This is a genomic window from Sphingorhabdus arenilitoris (assembly GCF_042651485.1).
GTDB lineage: Bacteria > Pseudomonadota > Alphaproteobacteria > Sphingomonadales > Sphingomonadaceae > Sphingorhabdus_B > Sphingorhabdus_B arenilitoris.
Window position 1 is genome coordinate 120,798 of record NZ_JBHSDH010000005.1, and the last position, 24,920, is coordinate 145,717.

17 protein-coding genes and 1 tRNA gene are annotated in these 24,920 nt (G+C 55.8%); 13 read left to right on the plus strand and 5 right to left on the minus strand.

Features of this window, described 5'->3' with window-relative positions; genetic code table 11:
• Positions 1-62: 62 nt before the first annotated feature.
• The 6 genes from ACFOWX_RS00755 (at position 63) to ACFOWX_RS00780 (ending at position 8,385) form a co-directional block, all read left to right on the plus strand.
• On the plus strand, positions 63-827 hold the full coding sequence (locus ACFOWX_RS00755; RefSeq protein ID WP_381420539.1) for a fimbria/pilus periplasmic chaperone: 765 nt from the start codon (positions 63-65) through the stop codon (positions 825-827).
• Positions 828-840: 13 nt separating this feature from the next.
• A complete protein-coding gene (locus ACFOWX_RS00760) occupies positions 841-3,426 on the plus strand; it encodes a fimbria/pilus outer membrane usher protein (protein WP_381420540.1) in 2,586 nt (861 codons plus the stop codon).
• Entirely contained in the window at positions 3,419-4,378 is a 960-nt protein-coding gene (locus ACFOWX_RS00765; protein WP_381420541.1) for a hypothetical protein, read from the plus strand. The genes ACFOWX_RS00760 and ACFOWX_RS00765 overlap by 8 nt, the downstream gene beginning before the upstream one ends.
• An 84-nt stretch (positions 4,379-4,462) precedes the next feature.
• Positions 4,463-4,870: a hypothetical protein gene (locus tag ACFOWX_RS00770; RefSeq protein WP_381420542.1), complete on the plus strand. Its 408-nt coding sequence runs from the start codon at positions 4,463-4,465 to the stop codon at positions 4,868-4,870.
• 127 nt (positions 4,871-4,997) lie between these two features.
• Entirely contained in the window at positions 4,998-7,004 is a 2,007-nt protein-coding gene (locus ACFOWX_RS00775) for a TonB-dependent receptor family protein (RefSeq protein WP_381420543.1), read from the plus strand.
• A gap of 13 nt (positions 7,005-7,017) precedes the next feature.
• Positions 7,018-8,385: a PepSY-associated TM helix domain-containing protein gene (locus ACFOWX_RS00780; protein ID WP_381420544.1), complete on the plus strand. Its 1,368-nt coding sequence runs from the start codon at positions 7,018-7,020 to the stop codon at positions 8,383-8,385.
• An 18-nt stretch (positions 8,386-8,403) separates the two neighbouring features.
• Here the strand turns inward: ACFOWX_RS00780 and ACFOWX_RS00785 are convergent.
• Positions 8,404-8,488 (minus strand) — tRNA-Leu (locus ACFOWX_RS00785).
• 80 nt (positions 8,489-8,568) lie between these two features.
• Positions 8,569-9,990, minus strand: a complete 1,422-nt coding sequence (locus ACFOWX_RS00790; RefSeq protein ID WP_381420545.1) for a coniferyl aldehyde dehydrogenase — start codon at positions 9,988-9,990, stop codon at positions 8,569-8,571.
• Between the two features lie 284 nt (positions 9,991-10,274).
• Here ACFOWX_RS00790 and ACFOWX_RS00795 point away from each other — a divergent pair, with 284 nt between their 5' ends.
• The 5 genes from ACFOWX_RS00795 to rplL all read left to right on the plus strand — a co-directional run bounded on the left by ACFOWX_RS00795 (position 10,275) and on the right by rplL (position 15,754).
• A complete protein-coding gene (locus ACFOWX_RS00795) occupies positions 10,275-11,456 on the plus strand; it encodes an acetyl-CoA C-acyltransferase (RefSeq protein WP_381420546.1) in 1,182 nt (393 codons plus the stop codon).
• 148 nt (positions 11,457-11,604) lie between these two features.
• On the plus strand, positions 11,605-12,084 hold the full coding sequence (locus ACFOWX_RS00800; protein ID WP_381420547.1) for an RcnB family protein: 480 nt from the start codon (positions 11,605-11,607) through the stop codon (positions 12,082-12,084).
• A 189-nt stretch (positions 12,085-12,273) separates the two neighbouring features.
• Positions 12,274-14,454, plus strand: a complete 2,181-nt coding sequence (locus ACFOWX_RS00805; protein ID WP_381420548.1) for a PQQ-dependent dehydrogenase, methanol/ethanol family — start codon at positions 12,274-12,276, stop codon at positions 14,452-14,454.
• 322 nt (positions 14,455-14,776) lie between these two features.
• Positions 14,777-15,292, plus strand: coding sequence for a 50S ribosomal protein L10 (gene rplJ, locus ACFOWX_RS00810; RefSeq protein ID WP_381420549.1), 516 nt, complete (start codon positions 14,777-14,779; stop codon positions 15,290-15,292).
• 87 nt (positions 15,293-15,379) lie between these two features.
• Positions 15,380-15,754 carry a 50S ribosomal protein L7/L12 gene (gene rplL, locus ACFOWX_RS00815; RefSeq protein ID WP_381420550.1) on the plus strand — a complete coding sequence of 125 codons (375 nt, stop codon included), beginning with the start codon at positions 15,380-15,382 and terminating at the stop codon, positions 15,752-15,754.
• 119 nt (positions 15,755-15,873) lie between these two features.
• Here the strand turns inward: rplL and ACFOWX_RS00820 are convergent, their stop codons facing one another.
• From ACFOWX_RS00820 to ACFOWX_RS00830, 3 genes are read right to left on the minus strand one after another with little or no spacing between them, the layout of a single operon-like run.
• Entirely contained in the window at positions 15,874-16,623 is a 750-nt protein-coding gene (locus tag ACFOWX_RS00820) for a hypothetical protein (protein ID WP_381420551.1), read from the minus strand.
• The gene (locus ACFOWX_RS00825) at positions 16,620-16,835 is read right to left on the minus strand and encodes a helix-turn-helix domain-containing protein (protein ID WP_381420552.1); all 216 of its coding nucleotides are present in this window, start codon (positions 16,833-16,835) and stop codon (positions 16,620-16,622) included. Before ACFOWX_RS00825 ends, ACFOWX_RS00820 begins: the two co-directional genes overlap by 4 nt.
• Positions 16,835-17,344, minus strand: a complete 510-nt coding sequence (locus tag ACFOWX_RS00830; RefSeq protein ID WP_381420553.1) for a DUF2975 domain-containing protein — start codon at positions 17,342-17,344, stop codon at positions 16,835-16,837. The genes ACFOWX_RS00825 and ACFOWX_RS00830 overlap by 1 nt, the downstream gene beginning before the upstream one ends.
• A 157-nt stretch (positions 17,345-17,501) precedes the next feature.
• Here ACFOWX_RS00830 and ACFOWX_RS00835 point away from each other — a divergent pair, with 157 nt between their 5' ends.
• Positions 17,502-18,038, plus strand: coding sequence for an adenine phosphoribosyltransferase (locus ACFOWX_RS00835; protein ID WP_381420554.1), 537 nt, complete (start codon positions 17,502-17,504; stop codon positions 18,036-18,038).
• 171 nt (positions 18,039-18,209) lie between these two features.
• Positions 18,210-24,920: hypothetical protein (locus ACFOWX_RS00840; RefSeq protein WP_381420555.1), on the plus strand; the 6,711-nt coding region annotated here is incomplete at its 3' end.

Sequence of the window (24,920 nt, forward strand, 5' to 3'; positions counted from 1 at the left end):
CTGGCCGGGCATTCGTTCCGGCCAGCTACTTTATCCATAAACATCAAAAAGGGGGAAATAAGATGATCCGCTCTATCAAAGCATTGGTAGCCTTCATTTCTTTAGCCATGGTGATGATTACACCGCCGGCCTATAGCTATGATTTGAAGCCGATCGTCATCCAATTATCCCCTAACGGTTCCGGCACGTCCCAAAATCTGTTGATTACCAACACCCATGAAGTTCCAATCGCGATCGAAGTGAGGGCCTATTCACGCAAACAAAATCCGGACGGCACCGAAACCCGTGAACCAGAGGATGACGACATTCTGATCTCTCCTCCGCAAATGGTGATCGCGCCAAAGGCCAGCCAGAGTTTCAAGGTGCAATGGATCGGCAACCCGGCTCCCGAAAAAGAATTATCCTACCGCATCGTCACCACTCAATTGCCGATCAAATTCAAAGACGGGAAGCAAGGCGATGTGTCGGTAAAAGTCGACATGAGTTATCGATATGAAGCGGCGCTCTATATCGTTCCTCCCAAATCCGTGCCGTCGGCAAAGCTGATGGGTTTATCCGCAGTGACCGATGACGATGGAGCCAAATGGCTCGAAGCGCGGATATTAAGCGACGGAACGCGCCGTGCAATATTGGACAAGCCCGTGTTAACAATCTCCCCGAAAAATGGTGGCACAGGCATCACATTGGAAGGTGCCGCATTGGCCGGGCTTGCCAATCAAAATATCCTTGTTGGCAATGAACGTATCATTCGCCTGCCTTGGCCCGATAACCTGCCTTTTGGCGAGGTCACAGGCGAGCTGAAAACAGGCTACACGGTCTTTAACTGACCCATGTATCGCTATGCGCAGATACCGCCTTTTATCCCCTGTTTATGCCGCATTGGTGACGGCAACAATGTTCGCGCCGCGATCACAGGCGCAGGATAATAGCGACAACCAAGAGGAAAAGACGCAGCCGATCAGCGACGTTCAATCGGACTCAATCGACGATATATTCAAATCCGTTTTCGGAAAAGAACGCCCCGCAATTGGCGAGGGAGAATACACCGTCCTGATCGAAGGTGTGAATATGGGGGTGTATCGTTTAGCCCCCGATGACCGAGGTGAACAAGGTTGGGTCGAGGCTGATTTCGTGGCGAACGTCTTGGCTCCATCTATTACCGAAGAAACGTCCGTCAAAGTCCGGCAGCTCACCAACGGCCGTGATAAAATTCCTTTTCAAATGCTGCGCCAATTGGGCTTGGACGTAAAATTTGATCCGGCGCAGTTAGTGTTAAGGGTGGGCATACCGCTTGAAATCCGCGCGGTTCGCGATCTCAATATCCGCAGCCGCAAGGGGCGTGGTAATGTCGAATTTGCCGAGCAGGCTGACATTGCCGCCTATGCTTCGTTCCGCGCGGGCGTGACCTTGGTCGAAGATTCTGCGGTTATCGACAAAACCTTCAATCGGTTTGCCGCCGACATTGATCTTGCGCTTAACATCAAGGGTGCGGTTTTGACCGCCGATCTGCGGTATGACAGCATCAGGAACCGTAAATTTACGCGCGGCGATGTGCGGCTTAGCTATGATGATCGTAACCGGTTGATCCGATATGAGCTAGGCGATTTGACCGTGGCGCGCCGTCCGTTTCAGAATGCGCCGCGCATTGCGGGCATATCGGCGGCTCGCAATTATTCGATCAACCCCTATTTGAACATCCGCCCAACATCGCAGCAAGCCTTTGAATTAGACCGCCCTGCCCGGGTTCAGGTGCTGCTGAACGGAACACCAGTGCGCAGTTTTGATTTGGCGAGCGGGCGGTATAATTTGCGTGATCTTCCGCTCGTGGCATCAGCGGGCAATGATATTGAATTGCAAATCAACTATGGCAGCGGCCAGATTGAAATTTTGTCCTTTCCCGCATTTTATGACCTTGAGTTACTGGCCCCCGGACTGTTTGATTTTGCCTTGAATGTTGGCGTGCCTTATCGCGACGATAATGGCATCAGGCGCTATGACGACAATGACTATAACGGAACCGCCTATGCCCGATACGGGATCAGCCCGACCCTTACCGCTGGCGTCAATTGGGAGGGCAGCCGCCATTTCGACCTGTTGGGGACGGAGGTGGTATGGGCGTCGCCGATAGGGACGTTTGCCGTCAATGCCGCCACCAATATTCGCAAAGCCGCAATTGATAGCAGCAAATTGACGCTGCAATATCGTTGGCGCGACACTGACCCAAGCCGCGAACGGGCGATTGATGGCCTGTTGTCGCTCACCGGCAAAGATTACCGGACATTAAATGATATATTTTCAGGTGCATTCACAGCAGTTGAAGCCCGGGTCCGCGCCAGCCAAAAGCTGAACGCGCGCACCCGCCTACAATTGACGGCGGGATATGAAGATTACAGGATTGCCGATAGCGACAGCTATTATATCGGTTTCAATATCTCTCGCCAATTCCGCTTTGGTTCGATTTATGCGGGCGCAGAATATCGCAAAAGTCCGGAACGCACAGGCCCTGCCATCCGCATGGGGCTGTCTATCCCGCTGGGCAGATCGTCGATCACCGCTTCCTATATGTCGGAGGAAAATGCGGCTCGGGTGGAATATAACCGATTGGGCTCCGTCGGCGTGGATAGCTGGAGCTTTGGTGCAGGAGCCGACCGCCGCGACGGCGCGGACCGCCAATTTGCCCGCGCCGCCTATATCGGCAACCGGTTTGAAGCAGGCGTACAACAAATTTCCCGCAATTATTTCAGCAACAATGCCCGGCGCGATTTACGCACGGAGGTTAATTTCGGATCGGCGCTCGTCATGGCGGATGGCCAATTCGCGGTCAGCCGTCCGGTCCGCAACAGCTTTGCCATTTTCAAGGTCAATGAAAAAGCAGGCGATTATGATATCGCCGTCGAACCGCGCACCGGGTTCGGTTCGTCCGAAACGCGTTATTCCGGCTATAGCGGCGCGTTGGGTCCGGCGGTTATCACCTCGCTCACGCCCTATTTTAATCGGTCGGTTCAGGTCGATGCACCCGATGCCCCCGCAGGCACCTCGGTTGGCGGGCAGGTGTTCGAACTCAGCCCCGGCCTTCGCAGCGGCTATAAACTAACCGTTGGCAGTGCCGCCAATGTCTCCGTCGTTGGCAATATGGTTGATAAAGACGGCGATCCCCTTGTCTTTATATCGGGCAATGCGGTTTTGCAGGATGGCGCGAAAAATGCTAATGAAGAGAGCAAGCCGATATTCACCAATGCCAAAGGCCGCTTCTTCTTAGAAGGCGTAGAGGCCGGACGCACTTACCGGGTCACCGTCACAATCGACGACCGGTTGATTACAAAGGATTTGGCAATACCCGAAGAAACTTCCGGGATTTACCGTATCGGCGATTATGTGTTTTTCGATGTTGATGTTCCAGCAGAAGGGAGTGAGGAAAATGAATAGATTTTCGCAATTTCAGGTCATTCTAACCGGTACGCTCGCGCTATGCGGGACCGTTTATAGCGGCGACGCTTTGGCGCAAAATGACTCGCTGGAACCTGCCAGCGGCCCATGTGAGATGGAGCTAACCGCAGAAAACAGCGTCGATTGGCGGGGCAGCTATGGCCGGGGATATGAGGTTTTTGACGCTGCGCCATCCTATGAGACATTCACGATTTCGGTTCGCAAAGAGGGCGGTCCTTGCAACTTCTTCCTTACTGCATCGCCCAATAGCGCGTCGGCGGACAATAAGCTGGTCGGTCCCGATGGAGCATTAAATTACGACATATTGAAAACAACCAACGGACCATCCTTTTTGAATGGCGATTTTTTTGGGTCACAACTATCGCGGATTGAAGGAAGCTTTGGCAACGGCAGCGGCGGATATAGCGGCGCATTATTTGTTAGCATTCCCAGCGGCCAATTTGTGCGCGGCGGCACTTATACTGGCCAAGCATTGATCCGGTTGTTCCGGGATGATGAAAACGGCCCTCAATTGGTGTCTGAAACACCGATCGCTTTATTGGCTCCTGTGGCGTCGGTCCTGAAAGTCAGCTCCGATACATTCGGTGAAGGTAACCGGGAAACCAGCATAGACTTTGGCGATCTGTCTGTTCCGAGCAGCCGTAGTGTTGATTTTGAGATTATCAGCAACGCCGATATTGCGGTCAGTTTCCAATCAGCCAATAGCGGTAAAATGTCGCATGAATTTGGCGGCCCGGGCATCGATTATGACCTTAGACTGCGCGGCGAAGAGATTGATTTATCCGCACAAAGCGCAACCCGCCGTTTAAGCTATCGCGGGGATAACCAGGGTCAATCCATGCCGCTGGAAATATCGGTTAAACCGGGCGGCGGTGTTCCGCCTGCGGGCCGGTATAACGATACTCTAATGATCACATTCACTGCGGACTAACCGCAGGCTAAATGCACAAACTGCAACCTTGGACCTGTTAAACTATCTAGCGGCTAAGCTTTATCCGGCTTAATGGCAGCCGCAATGCAGATGGTACGTCTCTTGATTCGGCGTCAGCCTTTTATGCTTGCGCTATTGTTGATCGCCGCATTGGCGTTCAAGGCGCTTGTGCCGCAAGGATATATGCTGCGCGGTGGTGATAGCGAAATGACGTTATCGCTGATGCTGTGCGACCCGACGGATGGCAGCGGCAAACAGATTGAGATTCCATTAAAAAAAGATACTGGCACGGACCAGCATAAGGGCGATGCCGCGTCGCAGCCATGCGCCTTTGCGGGGATCAGCCACGCCGCAATGGACCGTGTTGATCCAATATTGCTTGCGATTTCCATGGCTTTTATGGCGCTGCTCGGCCTTATCCTGCCGCTGCGGTTGCCTGCATTGTTGGCCGGCCAATACCGCCCACCTGCAAGGGCACCGCCCCTATCCTGAAACATGCTTGGCAGCCGCGCTCAACGTAGAAGAGCGCGGGCTGCACATGTATAGCGCCGCATGGCAAAAGTCTCATGGCTTCGCCTCGCGGCGAATTGCAAATTGCTTTATTTTCAGGATATAAACGATGAATTTTTCGACCGCCATGCGCTGCGGCGCTGCTTTATGTGCCTTATCCCTCATCACCCATTCACCGGCCGCACGCGCCAATGAAATTGACGATGGCACAACCACTATTATTGTCACCGGACAGGCCGCAACCAGCGAGGCTGCGCAACAAGTATCCCAAACACCGGGCGGCGCAGACCTTGTCACTCATGATGAATATGCGGACAAGTCTCTAGTCAGCCTGCGCGATGTGCTCGCTTTTTCCCCCGGCGTTTACCTGCAACCGCGCTATGGACAGGAAGTGCGCATATCGGTGCGCGGCTCTGGTTTATCGCGCGGTTTCCATATGCGCGGATTGACGCTCCTGCAGGACGGCGTGCCGATCAACCTAGCCGATGACAACGGCGATTTTCAGGAACTGGACCCCAGCTTCTTTGACCATTTAGAGGTGTATCGCGGTGCCAATGCCCTGCGCCTTGGTTCGGGCACGTTGGGCGGCGCGATTAACGGAGTAACCCCTACCGGCCGCGATGCCGATGGCATTTATATGCGCGGCGACGTGGGCAGTTTTAACAGCTATCGCGGGTTGGTTTCCATCGGCGGCGAAAGCGGACCTGCCGATTATTGGGCAGCGATCAGCGCCGATAGCTCAGATGGTGACCGCGACCATGCGCAGCGGCGCAGCCTGCGTTTCCACGGTAATATCGGGCTGAAACTTTCCGACAATATCTCCACCCGTTTTTATGCCAGCGTGAACAATATCGATCAGGAACTGCCCGGTGCGCTTGATCTGAATACGGTTTTAACTGCGCCAAAAACCGGCAGTTTCATCGGCGATCAAGCCCGCGATATTGACTCGCTACGCTTGCAAAACCGGACCAGCTTCACCTTTGGCGATATGATGTTGCACACTGGAATATTCCTGAATGCAAAATCGCTGTACCACCCGATTTTCCAAGTGGTCGATCAAGAGTCGGTGGATAAGGGCGGCTTTTTCCGGTTGGATTGGGAACAAGGTGCATTTGCCGCAACACTGGGCGGGGAAGCCCGTTTTGGCAATGTGAATTCAAAGCGGTTTGTCAACATAGACGGCGCGCGCGGTGCGCCGACCTTTCAAGCCGATCAACAGGCCCGTACAGCATCCCTATATGGCGAACTGCGCTACACACCACTGGACCGGCTAACGCTCATCGCTGGCGGAATATTCGCCGATGGGAAAAGGCAGCAACAGCAAAATCTGAATAGTTTTGCAGGCGGCGCAACCGACATTTTTGCCCGCGCGGATTTTCAGGAATTCTCCCCCAAATTTGGCCTGCTATTTGAAGCTACGCCCGATATTCAATTTTACGGCAATATCAGCCGGTCGGCGGAATTTCCTGGCTTTATCGAACTGGCTCAAATCGCCAGCTTTGTTCCAATAGAAGCGCAAACGGCATGGACTTATGAATTGGGATCGCGCGGCAGCGCGGGGCCGGTAAGTTGGGACATCTCGGCCTACCGATCGGAAATTTCAGGCGAGCTGCTACAATTCACCGTCGGCCCGGACATACCCACAATAACCTTTAATGCCGGGCGGACATTGCATCAGGGATTGGAAGCGGCGCTGAGTATCGAACCCGCCCCATGGCTTCGGCTCCGTCAAGTATATAGCTATAATGATTTCCGTTTTCGCGGTGACCAGCAATATGGCGACAACCAATTGCCCGTGGTCCCGCGCCATGTCTACCGCGGTGACCTGCGCTTGGGCAAAGATGGCTTGCACATCACGCCCAATATCGAATGGGTGCCGCGCGGTGCTTTTGCCGATTATAACAATCAACTGCGCGTTCCCAGCTATACGTTATTGGGCATTAGCGCTGGCGTAAATATCGCCGAGGGGATCGACTTATTCGTCGATGCGCGCAATCTCGCTGACAAAAATGCAGTGGGCGATATTAGCGCCGTGATCAGCGCGAATAGCGCAAGCCGCATTTTCCAACCCACCGAGCGCCGCGCAATTTATGGCGGCCTTCGCGCCCGTTTCTGATCGGAGCTATATAATGGCAAAATCACCGCTCTCGCAAAGTATCTGGCGCTGGCATTTTTATGCTGGGTTATTTGTGATACCCTTCATCCTGATATTGTCGGTCACTGGGGCAATATATCTTTTCAAGCCGCAAATTGATCGGTGGGAAGAGAGCGCATGGCGCGGGCTTCCGACCCAAAATAGTGTGAGCGCCGATGCGCAGCTTAACGCCGCACTGGCCCAGCATCCCGGCGCAACCTTTGTCAGTTACCGATTGCCACAAGCCCCCGGCGATGCGGCGGTCGTGCGATTGAGCCTTGGGAAGCGAGACAAGCGCGATGTCTATATCGCGCCATCCGGCGATTATTTGGCATCGGTCAGGCCAAAGGATCGGATTTCATCAACGGTCTCGCATATTCACGGATCGTTGCTGCTGGGTAAGTGGGGCAGCTATCTGGTTGAACTGGCGGCCAGCTGGGCGATTATCATGATCCTCACAGGTTTATATTTATGGTGGCCGCGTGCGCGAAGCGGTGGGCCGCGCCTCGCCGGTGTCTTATGGCCGCGTTGGGGGCAAAAAGGAAAGCGGCTATTCTGGCGTGATTTGCACAGCGTGACCGGTTTTTGGGTGTCGGGGCTCGCCCTGGTGCTGCTATTTTCCGGCCTGCCATGGACCGAGCTTTGGGGTGACGGGTTCCGCACGGTGCGCACGGAAATGGGCTGGACCGACGCAAAGCCGCAGCAGTGGAAAAACGGCGAGGCGGCAGCTGGGCAGCAGGACGATCATTCCGCGCATTTGCATGAACCGGCATCGACCAAGCCCAATGAAGCCGTGCCGGCAAGCAACCAGCCGAAGCTGAGCCTGCAGCAGGTCGCGGCCATTGCGGTACGGCAGAAGCTTCCCTTTCCTGCCATCATTCAACCGCCCGGAGCGCCCGCCAAATTTGGCCCGCCCAACGGCCCGGACTGGCTGGCAACGACGGAAACGCAGAACCGGCCAGAGCAGCGCAAAATCTGGATTGATGCGCGAACGGGCGACGTGACGAAACGCGAAGGCTTTGACGATCAACATGCCATTGACCAGGTCGTCGGCTATGGCATTGCTTGGCATGAAGGGCAGCTTTTCGGCTGGGTCAATCAATTGGTCGGGGTGCTAACCGCGCTGGCGTTGATATTGGTCGCGGTCAGCGGGACCATCATGTGGTGGCGCCGACGTCCGCAAGGGACATTGGGCGCGCCGCCGCAACCTCCGGCGCATAAACAAAGGGGGTTTATCGCGCTGATGATCGTTGCGGGCTTTATGTTGCCCATGTTGGGGCTGTCCCTGCTCGCTGTGCTGCTGTTGGAACTGTTACGCTATTTGGCGAAACGCGTAATAAGCCCGCCACAAAGGGGCGGCTAAGATCAATATAAAGGAAAATGGTGCCCCAGGCCCGACTCGAACGGGCACTCCTTTCGGAACAGGATTTTGAGTCCAGCGCGTCTACCAATTCCACCACTGGGGCACAGCAACATCGGCCTTCGCCGTTGCAGCGGAGGCTCCTCTAACCGAGAGCAGCGTCCGTTGCAAGGGGAAGAATAGAGGTTATTTTTTTAACTCTTTTGCCAATGTTTTCGCGGTCGCCTTGCCATAAGGCGGCTTAAATCCTGCGATCCCCGCCACATCCAGCCCGCTTTGCCGGAAAATCGCGCGCATATGGCTGAAAGTCTTGAAACCATCGGCTCCATGATAATTGCCCATGCCCGACGGCCCAATACCGCCAAAGGGCAAATCCTCCATGGCATTATGGAAAATCACGTCATTGACCGTCACGCCGCCTGACACGGTTTTGCCGAGCACGTGCTCTTCTTCATTTTTGTCATTGCCAAAATAATATAGGCCAAGCGGACGGTCATGTGCATTCACATAATCAATCGCCTGATCCATGCTTTCATAAGTCATCACCGGCAGGATGGGGCCAAAAATTTCCTCCTGCATCACTTTCATATCGTCGTTGACGTTGCGCAATATCGTCAGCGGCATTTTATTGCCGTTGGAGCTGGTAAAATCTTCATCACCGGGATTAACCTCAATCAGCTCCGCGCCTTTTTCGCGGGCATCCTCCAGATAGCCCTGCAACCGTTCAAAATTGCGGCCATTCACGATGCTGGTATAATCATCATTATGCAACAATGTGGGATACATGGCGGTAACGCCCTGGCGCACGCTTTCGATAACGTCTGCTTCTTGTTCCTTGGGCACCATCAAATAATCGGGAGCGAGGCATATTTGCCCGGCATTCATCATTTTGCCCAGCGCGATGCGCTCACCGGCTTTTTTCTTATCCGCGCTGCGGCCAATGATTGTCGGCGATTTGCCGCCCAGCTCCAGCGTGACGGGCACCAAATTTTCGGCCGCCGCCCGCATGATATGTTTTCCCACCGGCGTAGCGCCTGTGAAAATCAAATGATCGAAAGGCAGCGAAGAAAATTCGGTCCCCACCTCAACCCCGCCGGTGAAGACCGCCATTTCGGTTTCATCAAAATATTTGGGCACCACCTCGGCAAATAGCGCGGATACTTCCTCGGTAAATTCGGAAGGCTTGACCATCGCCCGGTTGCCAGCGGCCAATATGCCGGCCATCGGCACCATGACCATACCGATGGGAAAATTCCAAGGCGCGACCACGCCGACCACGCCCTTGGGTTGATAGACGACATTTGCCTTTGCCCCGATCAGGCCAAGCGGAAAAGTCGGCTTTCGCTTTTCACCGCGCGCCCAATTTTCAAAATGCTTTTTCGCATGTTTCAGCGCGCTGACCGACGGCATGATATCCGTCATCAGCGTTTGTTCGACGCTGCGATGGCCGAAATCGGCCGACACCGCCTTGGCAAAATCATCCTTATGATCGATCAATAGCGCGATCGCCCGGTCCATCCGGTCCCGTCGCACCGACATGGGTTCCGGCATGGCGGCCGTAAAACTGGCGCGCTGCTTTTCCAATATCGCTTTCATATCGGTGCTCATGAATATTCTCCTTCTCTCATAATCTGCCCCTTAACAGCTATCTTTGTAACCGAAGGGGTTGCAATTGAAAACCTGTTTTAAGCGTATGATTAAATCACTGCATTTTGATTAACCGCTTTCCCCAAAAATGCCCGGACTTCGCTCATTCGCGTAGAGACGGGATCGGATTAGGCCTGTGTAGGACGGCTCTCATATACAAGAACCGCATCATATTCCCCCATTGCATCGCATCGCCGCTATCCCTAATGTAAAGCCATATTTTAACGATAATAAGGACCATACCTATGAGCACCGCAGATCCCGTAGTCATCCTATCCTATGCGCGCACACCTATGGGCGCGATGCAGGGCGTTTTATCCGATGCCAGCGCGACCGATCTAGGTGCAGCGGCGGTCAAGGCAGCGGTTGAGCGGGCGGGTGTTGACGGCGCGGATGTGGACCGCATCTATATGGGCTGCGTCCTGCCGGCGGGTCTGGGTCAAGCGCCTGCGCGGCAAGCAGGCATCAAAGCGGGCCTGCCCAAATCGGTGCAAGCAACCACGGTGAACAAGGTTTGCGGATCGGGTATGCAAACGGTGATTATGGGCGCAGAAGCACTGGCCGCTGGCAGCGCCGACCTGATCATTGCGGGCGGCATGGAAAGCATGACCAATGCACCTTATCTGTTGAAAAAACATCGCAGCGGCGCGCGCATCGGCCATGACACCGCCTATGACCATATGTTCCTCGACGGCCTTGAAGATGCCTATGAAGAAGGCCGCGCCATGGGCAGCTTTGCTCAGGAAACCGCGAATGAATATCAATTGACCCGCGAAGCGATGGACAATTATTCGATCGAAAGCCTAAACCGCGCCAAAGCCGCAATTGCGGAAGGTAAATTTGCGCGTGAAATCGTGCCAGTTACTATTTCAACTCGCAAAGGCGACATAGTGGTCGATACGGACGAAGCGCCAGGCAAAGGTATGCCCGACAAAATCCCGACGCTGCGCCCCGCCTTTGCCAAGGACGGCACGATCACTGCGGCAACCAGCAGCTCGATCAGCGACGGCGCGGCCGCCGTCGTCTTGACCCGCGAAAGCAATGCCGGTGACAAAAAGCCCGTAGCTCGCATCGTTGCCCATGCCGCCCATGCTCATGAGCCCAGCGCCTTTACAACCGCCCCGGTTGGCGCGATTCAAAAATGTTTGGACAAAGCCGGATGGTCGGTCGCCGATGTGGACCTTTGGGAAGTCAATGAAGCATTTGCCTGCGTCGCCATGTTTGCGATGCATGACCTCAACATCCCGCATGACAAGATTAACGTCAATGGTGGCGGGACTGCCCTCGGCCATCCTATTGGTGCATCTGGCACACGGATTATCACAACCTTGCTCGGCGCGCTGGAGGACCGCGGTTTGAAACGCGGCGTCGCCTCGCTTTGCATTGGCGGCGGTGAAGCAACGGCGGTGGCGGTCGAGCTGATTTAGGCCGCTCGGCTTAGGGCCTGTGCCTATTACAATTTGCGACAATTCTGGACGGTGCCTGATACAATTGGTCGGGCGCCGTTCATCGTAACGGCCTTATACATGAACATATGGAGCAAACTGCTTCATTGTTCATGGAAAGGATCGAAAGATGAAAAAGCATATTATCGCCTTATTGGCGGCTGCCACCGTCCTGACGCCGGTTGCCGTTCAAGCCAAAACCACACCCCAAGAATTGCGCCGGGATGTTCGCGAAATCCGCGAGGAAAAACAAGATCTGCGGCAAGCCAAACGCTACGGCACCCGCGCTGAAATTCGTGATGCACGAAGCGAAGTGCGCGAAGCTCGCCAAGAATATCGCGAAGATAAACAGGATTACCGGCGTCAAGTGAATCGAGCCAATTACCGGGCCGCGCGGTTCAATGCGCCCTTCCGCTATAATAGCTGGAACACTGGCGTGCGGATGAGCTCGCAATATTATGGGTCGCGTTACATAGTGAACAACCATGCCAGCCAGCGCCTCCCTGCACCCGGCTATAACCAACGCTATATCCGGCATTATAACGACCTGTTGCTGGTCAATATCCGCAGCGGCCATGTCGTAAGGGTGTATCGCGGTTTTTACTGGTAACCATGCTACGGAAAATTAGGGGTAGGACCATAAATGGCCACCGGACAATCAACCGGTGGCCATTTTTATTTGGCCGAAGGCGCGGCGCATTGTCGAGGCGATTGACGCTCGGCAATAATCCGCTGGACCTTAATCGCGCGATTAACTAGCATCTTGCCCGAGAGAGATTATCAAGGGGAGAGTCGCATCATGCGCAACATATTCATATCGTCCGCATTGCTGGCGGTAGCCGCTTTGACCATTGGCGGGTGCAGCAAGGTGGAAAGCGAAGCTGCGAAAGACCCGGCCCTTGCCGCCATTGACAGTGAATATCTGAAAAGCGGGGGCGATGGCAGCAATTGGGCCAGCCCGGGATTTTCCACCGATGAGCAGCGCCATAGCCCGCTGGACGAGATTAACGCAGAAAATGTCGGGCAGCTTGGCATTGCATGGTTTGCTGACCTGCCCGATGCGCGCGGCCACGAATCGACGCCGGTTGTGGTCGATGGCAAAATGTTCGTAACCGGCCCATGGTCGAAAGTTTTTGCTTTCGACGCCAAAAGCGGAAAGCCGCTTTGGAATTATGACCCCGGCGTCGATCAGGCGCGCGGCGTGAAAGCATGCTGCGACGTGGTAAACAGGGGCGTTGCTTTTTGGAAAGGGCAGCTGTTTCTGGGCACCATTGATGGCCGCCTTGTCTCCCTCGATGCGGCCACGGGCAAAGAATTGTGGAGCCAACAGACGCTCGATAAAGAAGGTAATGGAACCATCACCGGCTTTCCCCGGATCGTAAAGGATAAGGTCGTCATCGGCTTTGGCGGCGCAGAATTTGGTGTGCGCGGCTATGTTACTGCTTACGATGCCGCCACAGGAAAACAGGCCTGGCGCTTCTACACCACGCCCAATCCCAATGGCGTGGCCGACGGTGCGGCGAGCGACAGTATTATGAAAACTGTCTATGCCACATGGAGCAAGGATAAAAAGCCCGGCGATTGGCATGAATCGGGCGGCGGCGGCACCGTGTGGGACGCAATTGTGTATGACGCCGAACTCGATCAGCTTTATCTGGGTGTGGGCAATGGCAATCCGTGGAACCATAAAATCCGGTCCAATGGTGAAGGGGACAATTTGTTCCTATCCTCCATCGTCGCGCTGAACCCCGATAGCGGTGAATATAAATGGCATTATCAGGAAACGCCCGGTGAGACATGGGACTATACCGCGACACAGCCGATCATCTTGGCCAAGGAAGAACGGGGTGGGCAGCAAGTGCCGGTGCTATATCACGCGCCGAAAAACGGCTTCTTTTTCACCATTGACCGGCGCAATGGCAAAATGCTGTCCGCAGAACCATTTATCGACGGAATCACTTGGGCTACCGGATATGATAAAACAACGGGCCGCCCGATAGAAAATCCCGAGGCCCGTTATGAAGTGACAGGCAAGCTATATTTGGCCAATCCATCGGCATTGGGCGCGCATAATTGGCATCCGATGAGCTATAATCCAGCCACCGGCTTAGTCTATATTCCGGCGCAGTATATTGGCGGCGCCTATATGCCCCCGGTTGCAGCCAATGAGCAGGAGCGTAAACCGCTTGGTTTCAACATCGGAAGCGCAACCGCTGCCGCTGACCTGCCTGATGACGTCGCCACTGTGAAGGCCATCAAAGCAGCCACCAAAGGGCAGCTGGTCGCCTTTAATCCGAAAACTGGCAAGCCCGCTTGGAAAGTCGATCAGCCTGCACCATGGAATGGCGGCACAATGACCACCGCAGGTAATCTGGTGTTTCAGGGTGACGCGATGGGCCGTTTTAAGGCTTTCGCAGCCGATAGCGGTAAGCAGCTCCTCGATATTGATGTGCAATCCGGCGTACTTACCGGCGCATCGACCTATATGGTGGATGGCGAACAATATGTTGCCTTTATGACCAGCAAGGGCGGTGCATTTCCGCTCGTGTCGGGTTATGCGGCGGGCGCATCGGGGCAAATCCCCAACATCCCGCGCCTGATCGTGCTGAAACTTGGCGGAACGGCAAAGCTGCCGGACCTGCCAAAGGCTGAACCCTATGTGTGGAAACCGCCCGAACAATTTGGCACGGCTGCTGATATCGCCGCTGGGCAGTCGAATTACCAACGCTATTGCCTGGTATGTCACAATCCGGGAGCTGTGGGTAACGGCGTGCTGCCCGACCTGCGCAAATCAGGCACTATCGCCGATGCGGATACTTTCCGGTCGATCATCATTGATGGCATATTGAAAGAACGCGGCATGGTCAGCTTCAAAAGCGTGCTGACACCGGCAGAAGCGGAACAGGTTCGCGCCTATATCATCTCGCGCGGTCATTATGCCAAAGCCAATGACGCACAGTTAAGGGCAGCAGCAAAATAGGGAGGCTTCGCCCTTCCCTATTGACTCTGCTGCCCGCGCTGCTATTGCCCCGTTCGTTCAGTGAAGCGACGGCTTCATTGAACAACCGTCCGAGACAGCCGGTGATGGGAATATGCCTATCTTAATTTCCAGCCTAGACGGGGAAAGAGATTTTTGCCGTATCTTCTGATTTCGGCCCGCTAATGCTCCCCCTGTTGGGCGCGCTGGCACAGTCAACATCCCCACGGACAATTAAGCGCGAAAGCGGCATCATGCCGGTTTCGTAATTTCGTGTTGGGATGGACCGGCTTTCTGCTTGCCCATTCCGAAAAAGGAGTAATGCATGAACCGTTCTGAAAAGACCGAAGCGGTTGCAGAGCTGAACGCAACTTTTAACGAAGCGGCCGCCGTCATTGTCACCCGCAATTTGGGCCTGACAGTGTCGCAATCGACCGAGCTTCGTACTAAAATGCGCGACGCTGGTGCCGTTTATAAGGTTTCCAAGAACCGCCTTGCCAAAATTGCCCTTGCGGACACGCAATATGCGCCTTTGAGCGATCTGCTCAATGGTCCTGTTGCACTTGCCACATCGACGGATCCGGTCGCCGCTGCAAAGATTGCGGTCGAATTCGCCAAAACCAACGACAAACTTGAAATTGTCGGCGGTGCGATGGGTGATACCGTATTGGACATTGATGGCGTTAAGGCGCTGGCTTCGATGCCGTCACTCGACGAACTGCGCGGCAAGATTGTTGGCCTTATCAATGCGCCAGCAACCAAGATCGCTCAACTGTCGACTGCACCGGCGGCGAAACTGGCACGGGTATTTGGAGCTTATGCCGCAAAAGAAGCTGCTTAAAACGGGCAGCATCATATTTATCTGTTAACGGGCGCCGAACGCATGTGTCGGGCCGACAAATATTGAAGAAATCGGAGTGTTATTAATATGGCTGATGTAGCTAAACTTGTAGAAGAACTTTCGAAGCTGACCGTATTGGAAGCTGCTGATCTTGCAAAAGCATTGGAAGAAGCATGGGGCGTTAGCGCCGCTGCTGCTGTTGCGGTTGCTGGTCCTGCTGCTGGCGGCGATGCGCCTGCTGCTGAAGAGAAAGACGAATTTGACGTAATCCTGACCGGCGACGGCGGCAACAAGATCCCAGTGATTAAAGAAGTACGTGCAATCACCGGCTTGGGTCTGACCGAAGCAAAAGCTCTGGTCGAAGGCGCACCAAAGCCATTGAAAGAAGGCGCGAACAAAGCCGAAGCAGAAGAAATCAAAGCGAAGATCGAAGCTGCTGGCGGAACCGTCGAGCTGAAATAAGCTTTTCCCATTTGGGACAGGTTAGAGGGCGGTCCAGCAATGGGCCGCCCTTTTTCTTTGCACCGCTACGCAAAGGCCGCAACAAACATGAGCGAAATTTTGATATCTGATGCATCGGATTATGCTCCATGAGTTGAATGCGAAAAATAATGGCGCCAGCTTGGGCTTAACCGAGCAGCGCGTGCAGCAGCAAAAAAGAAGCTGCTGCTGATCAATATGGACAGCCATCCGACCAACAGGGAATCAATGATCAATATTCCCCATTTCAGCATATGTGCATCCGCATGGATCGCGGCGGCAGCCAGCAAATAATGCGGTATCATCAGCGGCATTATCGCAATGAATGTTATGACGATTGTCGCCGGAATGTGCCGCCACATTAGCTGGGTCGACTGCACTGGGCCCATTTCAGCATGGCCAAGCGGAGCGGCCACAGCCCAACCGATCAGCAGGCTGGTGAAAATCATGCCAAGGACCATGCTGAAGATAGCTGCCGACGCACTACTGGACAAAAGAAACAACTGGGCTGCAGAAATTGCCGTCATCACAAGCAAATAAATGCCAAATAACCGTGCAGCAGGCTGTTCAAATTTCGTTACTCTATCGTCAGCTACCTTGGCCGAAATGAAACGCGCCACCCAATAGACGGGAAAGCTGATGGCCAAAATCTTGATCATCCCAATGCCCATGCGCAGCGGGTGGTTTTCCACCTGTATCGCCATGTCGGTGCTGTCATACATTCCGATATACATTTCGGCCGCATGCTGGGCCATTTCGGCGGAAATCGGTACCAGCAAAAGCCACGGGTGCGCCCGCATGAAAGCCGCCGCTTGCTGATAAGATCGGCATATTGCTTGCCAGATTGTCATTCGCCCTCTCCTTGTTCATACTCCAACAAATCGCCCGGTTGACATTCCAGCGCGCGGCAAATCGCCTCTAATGTCGAAAATCGGACTGCTTTGGCTTTTCCGGTTTTCAAAATGGACAGGTTGGCAATTGTGATATCCACGCGCTCCGCCAATTCGGTCAGTGTCATGCGGCGTTGATATAATAACTCGTCAAGATTGACCTTCACCGGCATCAGATCGTGCCCTCCAGATCATCGCGCATTCGGGCACCATGTTCGAAAATGCGCGCCAAGACAAACATCAACAATGCCGCAAGCCAGCCGGTTACAGCCGGACTCCATCCAGCATATTCCCCCGACACCTCGCTTAGCCGCATCATCAAAAGACCAGAAAACAGGTCGATTATTTGAATGGCAAGCAGGGCCCAACCGATGATGCGAAGCCCATGGGCGTTATCGGTAATAAACGGGTCGCCTGTTATCGCAGTTTGGACAATTGCGATAATCGCCTTGAATATCCGGTGCACGGCATAAGCAGTCGGGATCAACAACAGGGCGAGCATTCGCCAAATCTGCAATATCTCTACCACCTGATCAGCGCTTAATTTTCGTTGCATCAACGCAGTCAGTGGATCCCCAAATGCCGGGATAAAAGTAGCCGCCGCGAAGGCCACAAATAGGACCGCGAGTATCCAATTGAGCCAGTTTAGGACCTTCAGCAAAGTGACTATTCGGTGCAGCATGCAATCATCCCTTATCATAATTCGATATTTTCTATATTGATAATCAATAAATTCGATCGGGGTGGCCGTCAAGGTGTTTTATCGTTTTTCGATATGAAGAGCTGCTGATCCTATATTTCTGCTTGAATATATCCGCCCGTAATGGCCAAGTGAGCCAATGACCGATAACTCCGACCTTGCCGCTCTCATCCGTGCCATTCCTGATTATCCCAAGCCGGGCATCATATTCCGGGACGTTTCGACGCTGCTGCTTGATGGGCCAGGGTTTCGGGCCACCATTGACCGAATGGCCGCGATGGTTCCAGCGGATACCAGCTTGATCGCGGGGATAGAAGCGCGCGGCTTCATTGTTGCGGCGGGGCTGAGCTATGCGCTCGGGTTGGGCAAGCTGATGCTGCGCAAACCCGGAAAGCTGCCGGGCGAAAAAATCGGCACGGATTACGAACTGGAATATGGCACCGACCGGATCGAAATGCATTTGGGTCAGGTGCAACCCGGACAGAAAATCCTGCTGGTGGATGACCTTATTGCCACCGGCGGCACGGCCATGGCTGGAATAGATTTGATCCGGCGTGGAGGAGGCGTTGTCGACACCGCCCTGTTTATCGTCGACCTTCCCGATTTGGGCGGCGCAGTGAAATTGCGCAGCGCAGGGGTGGAAAGCCGCAGCCTGATTGCCTTTGGCGGCGAATGATACATCAAGTCAAATTGAATACATATCCGAAATGGACTGAATTATAGTTCAATATAGATGAATATTAAATTCAATATGGACAAGTTGCAAGATTCACATTAATCTTTGTTTACTATTTATCCTTCAGGAAGATCGCACATTTTTCAGCGACCTTTACAGAGGGAATACATAATGACGATGAATTTTTCTGGCAACTATATTCAATTTGCCCTTTCACCCGAAGACCAAGCCAATGCCGATCGTTTAGCCGAAGAGAGCATTGTTCAGCGTTTTCATGATAATATACATCGTCATCGCCAACATTATGCCGCGTTTCTAGGCGGCGACGGGCATAGCAACGCGAAACTTGGCTGGACCACAAGGCGGCGGATCATGGCCGCGCTGCGCATATCCACTTTGACCTTGGGCGTGGGCCAAAAGGCAAAAATTGGACGTCTGGGCGCAGGCACCGCATCGACCATTGGCGCGGTCCTCTTCGGCTTTTCCTCGCCTGTTATGGCGCAGGCCACCAACCTTGGCTCTGGCTCTTCCGCTACCGGAGCCGACGCCACAGCCATTGGCGCTAATGTGAATGTCAGCGGCATCAATGCTACCGCGATCGGTAATCAGGTGACCGTCAGCGGCAACCAGACCTTCGCTGTGGCCAGCGCCGGAGGCTTTTCCACAGTCAGCTCCAGCAATGCGGTTGTCATCAATCCAGGCGGAACTCCGCAAAATGTCACCGCCAATGAAATTGTTGTCGTTGGATCCGACGCGGTCGCCAACGCCAATGGTGCGCTGGCCATCGGGCGGCAGGCAACGGTCAATACCGGCGCATTGGGCGCAATGGCCATTGGCTTTCAGGCCAGCGTTGGCACAGGCGCGGTTGACGCCATCGCTTTGGGCACAAGTGCAAATGCGACCGGCGTGACAGCAACAGCCGTCGGCAACCGCTCTGTCGCCAGCGCGCTGAACAGCACATCGCTCGGCAGCTTGGCGCAGGCCACCGCAACCAGCGCCACCGCGCTTGGCAATGGCGGCACCAATGCAGCAACGGCCACGCGCGCGACAGCGGCTGGCGCGACAGCCATTGGCGGCAATGCCACCAGCGGCGCGCAAGCAACGCAGACCGACGCGATTGCCATTGGCGGGCAATCACGCTCCAGCAGCACAGCGGGCATCGCGATTGGCCTGAACGCTGCATCGACCGGCGCGACAAATGCGATTGCCATTGGCGGCAACACCGCGGCATCGGCCGACAACACCATCGCCATTGGTCAGCGCGCGGCCGCCAGCGTCGGTTCGGGCGCAACCGCCATTGGTTCGGGCGGCAGCACCGCCGCGACCGCAACGCTGGCTTCGGCCGCTGGCGCTACCGCGCTGGGCGGTAACTTCAACCAGGGCGCGCAAGCAACGGGGCAGGATTCGCTCGCCATTTCCGGCCAATCGCGCGCAACCGGGCAAGCCGCAATTGCGGTGGGCCAAGGCGCGGTGTCCACAGCCAATAACGCCACCGTTATCGGTCAGTTTAGCTCCAGCTCGCAAAGCGGATCGGTCGCTTTGGGGCAGAATGTCGTGTTGAACGGCGCCGCCGGCACTGGCGGCATCGGCATTGGCCAAAGCGTTGCGGTATCGAACAATGATGCGATTGCCATCGGCACCAACTCTGTTGGCGGCACAACCACAGCGTCCGGCAACGGCGCGATTGCCATTGGCCGCACCGCGGCGTCCACCGGCGCCACCAACTCGATTGCGCTGGGCACATTGTCAACCTCCGCTTCGACCAACGCGATTGCTTTGGGCACAAGTGCAACCGCATCCTCGGCCAACTCGGTCGCCATCGGCGTTCGCACCACGGCCACCACGGGCAGCAATGCAACGGCGGTTGGCGCGGGCGGCACAACGGCGGCAAATGCGACGCGCGCAACCGGCGCAGGCGCGACTGCGCTGGGCGGCAATGCAACCGGCGGCGCGGCCGCAACGGGTGGGGATTCCATCGCTGTTGGCGGTCAATCGGTGGCCAGTTCGGCGTCCACTATCGCCATTGGGCGGGGGGCAAGCGCAACCAATACAAACGCAATTGTCATCGGCGAAGGCTCATTTTCAAACGGGCTAAATGCCGTGGCCATTGGGTCAGGCGCGGGCAGCAATGCTGAGGCCAGCGTTACAATCGGCCGCGCCGCCAATAGCAGCGGGGCTTATGGCGTTTCCATTGGCAATGCGTCCAATGCTTCCCAATTTGGCGTCGCCATCGGCTTGAACGCCAGCGCGGCAGTGAATGGCGCAGCCTATGGCACCAACGCAGAAGCCATCACCAATGCGGTGGCGGTTGGCCGAGAGTCCAGCGCCATCGGGATATCGTCCACTGCGGTGGGAATTTTCTCTCAAGCAACTGCTAGTAATGGCACTGCTATTGGCGCGGGTGCCATGACAGATGTCGATGATGGCACTGCGCTTGGCGCCAACGCCAGAGCAACGGGCCTCGGTGCTGTTGCCGTTGGTACATTGGCGACAGGACAAGGAGAATATAGCCTTGCAATCGGCAATAGTGCATTGGCGAGCGGTGATGGTGCTTTTGCGGCTGGCGCTTCAGCGAATGCTGATACAAATGGCGTAGCTCTGGGCATTCGTGCTGGAGCGGGCACAGAATCGATTGCCATCGGCAGGGATACTAGCTCCGCCTTTAATTCAGTGACAATCGGCAGCGAGGCCTTCACGGGATCCAGCGATTCAGTTGCCGTGGGTAATCAAGCTCGCGTATTCGGTGCCAATGGCATTGCCATCGGTTCCGGTGTGGTTGCCAACAGTGCAAACAGCGTTGCCATTGGTTCGGGCGGCACGACGACAATTTCTGGCCGTGCAGTCGCTATTGGTGACGGGCAGGTGGCAGACGGCAATGGCGCGGTGGCGATTGGTGACCCCAACAATGCTGTTGGCACCGGCGCGGTTGCCGTCGGCGCAAACAATAACGCCTCGGGTAACGGCGCATTGGCGCTAGGCAACAACAACCAAGCGTTTGGCGATGGGGCGATTGCGCTCGGTAACAGTGCAAATGCTGCTCAAGCAGGCAATATCGCACTGGGCAACAATGCCGCTGCGGCGGGCACTTCTAGCATTGCCATCGGCACCAATGCCGATGCGCAAGACAATAACAGCGTCGCCATTGGCCGCAATTCAGCAGCCTTGGCAGCAAGAGCTACTGCCCTTGGTGCGGATGCTTCGGCAACTGACGCTAACTCAACGGCATTTGGCTCCAATGCTTCCGCTTCATCAACTGGCACGGCCGCTGGCGCTTCCTCCAACGCCACCGCATCAAACAGCGTCAGCATAGGCTATAACTCAGAAGCCCTTGCCGCCGGTGCAACCGTTCTTGGTGCCGCCACATATGCCGATGCAGTCAATGCCACGGCATTGGGCAATGGCGCTGAAGCAACCGTGACAGGCAGCGTGGCATTGGGCGCAGGCTCCGTAACCGAATTGCCCCACACCGGCGTGCTCGCACTGAACGGCGGCACGGCGGCGGCTCCCGCGCCCACATCCGTGGTCTCGGTCGGCAGTGCTGGCAATGAAAGGCAAATCCAGAATGTCGGCGCGGGCGTGCTCTCGGCGACATCGACCGACGCCGTCAACGGATCGCAACTGTTCACCTTGGCAACGGCAGCCAATAATCTGGGCGACAGCTTGGAGACAGTGACCGGCGGCGGCCTTGCCATCAACTCCGATGGCACGATTGCAACTGCGCCCACCATTAACGCAGCAGGCGCGACCTTCAGTAACACCACGGCAGCAATTGAGGCGCTGAACGGCGCCAACACCAATGCCAGCAATGGCCTTGCAATCGCGCTTGGCGGCGGCGCAAGCGTTGCGGCAAACGGCACATTGACTGCCCCCACTTACACCATTGCGGGCAGCACTTATAACGATGTCGGCTCGGCGCTTACGGCGTTGAACAGTTCGGTTGCTTCCGGCACGCAATATTTCAATGCTAACTCGGCACTGGCCGCCAGCGTTGCAAGCGGCACAAACAGCGTCGCCATTGGTCCTGAAAGCGTGGCAGCCGGCGTCGACTCTCTTGCCGCAGGGCGGGACAGCAGCGCAGCGGGCGCAAGCTCTGTTGCGCTGGGCAGCCGAGCCACTGCCGTCACTGGGGCTGACAATTCCATTGCAATCGGTTCAGCGGCCCTTGCAGGCGGGGTTGATTCATTCGCAGCCGGCCGGTCATCATTCGCAAGTGGGGAAAATAGCATTGCCATCGGCAGAAACTCTTTTGCGACTGACACTAATTCCAATGCGCTGGGCAATTTCGCCCGTGCAACCAGCCAAGGCACTTTGGCTTTGGGCGCATCGGCCGTTGCCGATGGCACCAACGATATAGCAATCGGCACCAATGCCAATATATTCGCCGGCGATGGCGTGGCTATTGGCTACATGGCGAGTGTATCCGGCTTAGGAAGCACTGCGCTCGGCTCTTTTGCGCAAGTGTCATCAACGTTCGCCACAGCGCTTGGATCTGAGTCAACAGCTGCGGGCGGTGATAGTGTTGCGATTGGTTATCGAGCCAATGCCGTAAATTTCGATGATGTTGCTTTGGGCAGTGAATCTGTGACGGCATTTGCCAATGGCGGTCCGTTCACCCTGAATGGCGGAAGTGTTGCAGGCACATCGGCATATGCGGTCGTCTCGGTTGGTTCGGGCACGATCAAGCGGCAAATCCAAAATGTCGCAGCGGGTGAAGTCTCAGCCGCTTCCACTGACGCCGTCAATGGTTCGCAATTGTATACCGTGGCAACGGCGGCCAATAATCTGGGCGATAGCTTGGAAACGGTCACGGGCGGCGGCCTGGTCATCAACCCCAATGGCACGATTGCATCCGCGCCAAGCATCACTGCTGCGGGGTCCATCTTCGGCAATGTGACTGCGGCCATTCAGGCGCTGAACATTGCCAACACCACCGCCAACAATGGCATTGCAACCGTTCTTGGCGGCGGCGCATCTGTGGCGGTCGATGGCACCGTCACTGCGCCAACCTACACAATTGGCGGCGCCAATTATTCGAACATTGGCGCGGCATTCAGCGCATTGACAGTCAACACCACGCAAGCTGTGGCGGAGGCGACAAGATACCGCAACGTCAATTCCACCGCCAATGACTCGCAAGCGAATGGCGTCGACAGCATTGCCTTTGGCCCCACGGTCATTGCCAATGGCGACAACAGCGTTGCTATCGGCTCAAATGGCACCACCACCACGGGCCGCTCGGTTGCCATTGGTGATGGTCAGGTCGCAAACGGCGATGGCGCAGTTGCAATTGGTGACCCCAACACAGCCACGGGCACCGGCGCAGTCGCGGTGGGCGCGGACAATACAGCAACCGGCAATGGCGCGGTAGCGATCGGTAATGCCAACACCGCAATTGGTGTCGGCTCCATAGCGCTGGGTGACAATTCGGATGCAACAGGTGTTAACAGTATTGCCCAGGGATCGGGTGCAATTGCAAATGCCGAAAACACAATCGCCATCGGCCTGAACGCGCAAGCAGGGCTGGAAAATGCAGTAGCGATTGGGAATGGCGCCTCTGCCTCTGGCGCGGAAAGCACTGCTTTGGGCATCGACACCGATGCAAGCGGTGAAAATGCGCTGGCCGCCGGTAACAATGCGCAAGCGAGCGCCAATGATACAACGGCTCTTGGCACCTCCGCGCTTGCCAATCAGCAGAATGCGACGGCTGTCGGCAATGGCGCACAAGCGACAGGTGTGAATGCAACGGCTCTAGGGCCAGTTGCAACAGCTAGCGCAGATCAAGCGGTGGCCATCGGTGTCGGTTCTAATGCCTCCGCTGGACAAGCTATTGCTATCGGTAACAATGCGGTTGCATCCGGCATTAACAGCATAGCTATGGGTGTTGGCGCACGGGCCGACCAGTTTGCCGGTCTTGCCCTTGGAAATGGGGCCATTGCGGCCAATGCCAATGATGTTGCCTTGGGCGGCGGATCGATAACTTTAGCTCCGAACACAGGTGCGTTTACGCTGAACGGCGGAACGGCGGCTGGAACAGGGCCAACATCGGTGGTGTCCGTGGGCGCACCTGGATCGCCGCGTCAGATTCAGAATGTCGCAGCAGGCGTCGTTTCGGCGACCTCGACCGATGCCATCAACGGTTCGCAATTGTTCACCACGGCAACGGCGGTCAATAATCTGGGCGACAGCCTCGAGACTGTGACCGGCGGCGGCCTTGCCATCAACCCGGACGGCACGATTGCGACGGCCCCGACGATCAACGCAGCCGGTGCGACCTTTGGTAACACGACGGCCGCGATTGAAGCGCTCAACACCGGCAACAATACCGCCAATGCTGGTATCGCAGCGGCGTTTGGCGGCGGCGCAGCTATTGCCGCCGACGGCACCGTTACGGCCCCAACCTTCAACGTGAACGGTTCTACCTATAATAATGTTGGCGATGCGCTGGCAGCAGCGGGCGGCGGGTTCAACCTGACCGCAGCGGCTGGTGGCACAGGAACGGTGACAGGCGCAACTTCAAGCGCAGTTGGCGCTGGTGAGACCGTTACGCTGACGGCAGGTGACAATCTGGCAGCCACGCAAAGCGGAAACAACGTCGAATTTGCGCTCAACCCCGTGCTAACCGGCATCACAAGCATTGCCGTCACCGGCGGGCCGAACATCACCGGCGGCGGTATCACGCTGGCGGCGGATGATGTGCTGAATGTTGCGGGCACGACCATTGTTAATGTCGGCGCAGGCTCGACAGCGACAGGGTCAACAGACGGCGTCAACGGCGGGCAGATCAACGCCGCCCTCACCAGCGTCGCCACCAACCTAGGCGGCGGAGCGGCATTCGATCCATTGACCGGAACCGTCACCGCACCGACCTATACAATAGCAGGC

Coding starts and splice junctions, on each gene's coding strand:
- ACFOWX_RS00755 (WP_381420539.1), top strand. CDS start 63: ATGATCCGCTCTATCAAAGCATTGGTAGCCTTCATTTCTTTAGCCATG.
- ACFOWX_RS00760 (WP_381420540.1), top strand. CDS start 841: ATGCGCAGATACCGCCTTTTATCCCCTGTTTATGCCGCATTGGTGACG.
- ACFOWX_RS00765 (WP_381420541.1), top strand. CDS start 3,419: ATGAATAGATTTTCGCAATTTCAGGTCATTCTAACCGGTACGCTCGCG.
- ACFOWX_RS00770 (WP_381420542.1), top strand. CDS start 4,463: ATGCAGATGGTACGTCTCTTGATTCGGCGTCAGCCTTTTATGCTTGCG.
- ACFOWX_RS00775 (WP_381420543.1), top strand. CDS start 4,998: ATGAATTTTTCGACCGCCATGCGCTGCGGCGCTGCTTTATGTGCCTTA.
- ACFOWX_RS00780 (WP_381420544.1), top strand. CDS start 7,018: ATGGCAAAATCACCGCTCTCGCAAAGTATCTGGCGCTGGCATTTTTAT.
- ACFOWX_RS00790 (WP_381420545.1), bottom strand. CDS start 9,990: ATGAGCACCGATATGAAAGCGATATTGGAAAAGCAGCGCGCCAGTTTT.
- ACFOWX_RS00795 (WP_381420546.1), top strand. CDS start 10,275: ATGAGCACCGCAGATCCCGTAGTCATCCTATCCTATGCGCGCACACCT.
- ACFOWX_RS00800 (WP_381420547.1), top strand. CDS start 11,605: ATGAAAAAGCATATTATCGCCTTATTGGCGGCTGCCACCGTCCTGACG.
- ACFOWX_RS00805 (WP_381420548.1), top strand. CDS start 12,274: ATGCGCAACATATTCATATCGTCCGCATTGCTGGCGGTAGCCGCTTTG.
- rplJ (WP_381420549.1), top strand. CDS start 14,777: ATGAACCGTTCTGAAAAGACCGAAGCGGTTGCAGAGCTGAACGCAACT.
- rplL (WP_381420550.1), top strand. CDS start 15,380: ATGGCTGATGTAGCTAAACTTGTAGAAGAACTTTCGAAGCTGACCGTA.
- ACFOWX_RS00820 (WP_381420551.1), bottom strand. CDS start 16,623: ATGACAATCTGGCAAGCAATATGCCGATCTTATCAGCAAGCGGCGGCT.
- ACFOWX_RS00825 (WP_381420552.1), bottom strand. CDS start 16,835: ATGCCGGTGAAGGTCAATCTTGACGAGTTATTATATCAACGCCGCATG.
- ACFOWX_RS00830 (WP_381420553.1), bottom strand. CDS start 17,344: ATGCTGCACCGAATAGTCACTTTGCTGAAGGTCCTAAACTGGCTCAAT.
- ACFOWX_RS00835 (WP_381420554.1), top strand. CDS start 17,502: ATGACCGATAACTCCGACCTTGCCGCTCTCATCCGTGCCATTCCTGAT.